Genomic DNA, 2,229 nt, shown 5'->3' on the forward strand with positions numbered 1-2,229 from the left:
CCGGGACCCCCGTGCAGAGCCACTGTTTTGCGCCGCGGATTGAGCCGGGGCCCGGGGTAGGCCCCCATCCCAACCACCCCGGCGCCCCCCGCCCCCCGCACCGGGTCCGTGACGCCCAGGGACATCCAGGCGGGCTCGACCGCTATGCCCGCGTCCTCCATGGCCGCGCGATAGCCACGCAGCCGCTCGGCGGCGGTGTGGATGCGGGGCATGTCACCGATGAAGCCGATCCGGCGGTGACCGTGGTCGATCAGATGCGTCACGCCGTCCCGCGCCCCGCCGAAACTGTCCGAGAGGACCACGTCGGCGTCGATCTGCCCCGCGGGGCGGTCCACGAACACCGTGGCCACGCCCGCCTTGATCTCGGGTTCGAGGTAGCGGTGGTCGTCGCCGGCCGGAATGACGACCAGTCCGTCCACCCGGCGCGCGCACAGGGCGAGGACCAGCTCCTGCTCACGCTCCGGGTCCTCGGCGCTGGAGCCGTTGATGAGCAGCGCGCCATGGGCACGGGCCACCTCCTCCACCGCGCGGCTGAGCGGACCGTAGAACGGGTCCGCGAGGTCCTCCAGCACGAGGCCGATGCTCGCGGTGCGGCCCTTGCGCAGCACCCGCGCGCTGTCGTTGCGCCGGAAGCCCAGCGCGTCGATGGCCTCCTGCACCCGGCGTTCGGTGTCCGGGGTCACGCCTGGCTCGCCGTTGACCACGCGTGAGACCGTCTTGAGACCCACGCCGGCACGCGCCGCCACGTCCTTCATGGTGGGGCGGTTGCCGTAACGGTTCTCGGATCTGCGGGCGGTCTCTGCCACGATGTGCTGTCCTGTCCTGTCGTTCTCGGTGGCGCGGCCGTTCCTGTCGTCCACCGTGATGCGACGGTCCATGGGGGTGTATGAGGATGTGGCGTCGAGCATAGAGCCTGGACAACGTTGTCAGATGCGGGAGACACTGTTCACCGCATTCTCCGGCCTGCGCCCCCCACCGCGAGACCGGTCTGCCCTGTTTCGCAAGGTTCACCAGGAGAACTGACACTGATGCACACCGACCTCGTGGCCGCGCTCGACATCGGCGGCACCAAGATCGCCGGAGCGCTCGTGGACGGCCGTGGCCGGATCCTGCTACGCGCGCAGCGCGCGACGCCCGCGCAGGAGGACGGCGACACCGTCATGGGGGCCGTGGAGGCCGTGGTCGGTGAACTGACTCTCTCCCCGCTGTGGAACAGGGCGGCGGCCGTCGGCATCGGCAGTGCGGGCCCGGTGGACGCCTCGGCGGGCACCGTGAGCCCCGTGAACGTGCCGGGCTGGCGTGACTACCCGCTGGTGGAGCGGGTGCGCAAGGCCACGGGGGGTCTGCCCGTCGAGCTGATCGGTGACGGCGTCGCCATCACCGCGGCCGAGCACTGGCAGGGGGCCGCCCGCGGTCACGACAACGCGCTGTGCATGGTGGTGTCGACGGGCGTCGGCGGCGGGCTCGTCCTCAACGGTCAGTTGCACGCGGGCCCCACCGGCAACGCGGGCCACATCGGGCACATCAGCGTGGACCTCGACGGCGACCTGTGCCCGTGCGGCTCCCGGGGCTGTGTGGAGCGCATCGCGAGCGGTCCGAACATCGCCCGGCGTGCCCTGGAGGGCGGCTGGCTGCCCGGACCCGACGGCGACACCTCGGCCGCCGCGGTGGCCGAAGCGGCCCGTGCGGGCGATCCGGTGGCGGTGGCCTCCTTCGAGCGGGCGGCCAGGGCGCTCGCCGCGGGCATCGCGGCGACCGCGACCCTCGTCGAGATCGACATCGCCGTCATCGGCGGCGGTGTGGGCAAGGCGGGCGACGTGCTCCTCGCCCCGCTGCGCAAGGCGCTGGGCGACTACGCGACGCTCTCCTTCGTGCGGCGGCTGACCGTGGCGCCCGCGCTCATGGGCACGGACGCGGGGCTGGTCGGCGCGGCGGCGGCCGCGCTCAGCAGGCAGCCGAACGGGACGGCCGCGCGGGTCGGCGGCTGAGGGCTGCGTTCGGGGGACGGGCCGAGGTGACGGGGTGGGGTGACCGGCCGAGGTGACGGGTCGGGGTGACCGGTCGAGGTGACGGTGTGGGGCGGCCGGTCCGGGGGTGACGGGGTTGGGCTGCCGGTCCGGGGTCCGGTCGCGTAACGAACAGCTGAGTATTCGGTCCTTCGGCCGGCCGGGCGGGTGGTGGGGGTTCCGGGCGCCGCGGCGGGGCGGGCGTGGGGGGGTGGGTCTGTGC

The 2,229-nt window shown here is 73.5% G+C and carries 2 protein-coding genes; one reads left to right on the forward strand and one right to left on the reverse strand.

All coding sequences use genetic code 11. The features are described 5' to 3' along the window. Nucleotides 1-806 (reverse strand): LacI family DNA-binding transcriptional regulator (locus ACFV2J_RS08630; protein WP_385437832.1); only part of this gene is annotated, 806 nt, incomplete at its 3' end. Between the two features lie 222 nt (nt 807-1,028). Between ACFV2J_RS08630 and ACFV2J_RS08635 the strand changes: the two genes are divergently transcribed. Next, on the forward strand, nt 1,029-1,988 hold the full coding sequence (locus ACFV2J_RS08635) for an ROK family protein (protein WP_385097778.1): 960 nt from the start codon (nt 1,029-1,031) through the stop codon (nt 1,986-1,988). Nucleotides 1,989-2,229: the final 241 nt, after the last annotated feature.

It is taken from the genome of Streptomyces sp. NPDC059668 (assembly GCF_042734135.1).
GTDB lineage: Bacteria > Actinomycetota > Actinomycetes > Streptomycetales > Streptomycetaceae > Streptomyces.

Coding starts and splice junctions, on each gene's coding strand:
- ACFV2J_RS08635 (WP_385097778.1), top strand. CDS start 1,029: ATGCACACCGACCTCGTGGCCGCGCTCGACATCGGCGGCACCAAGATC.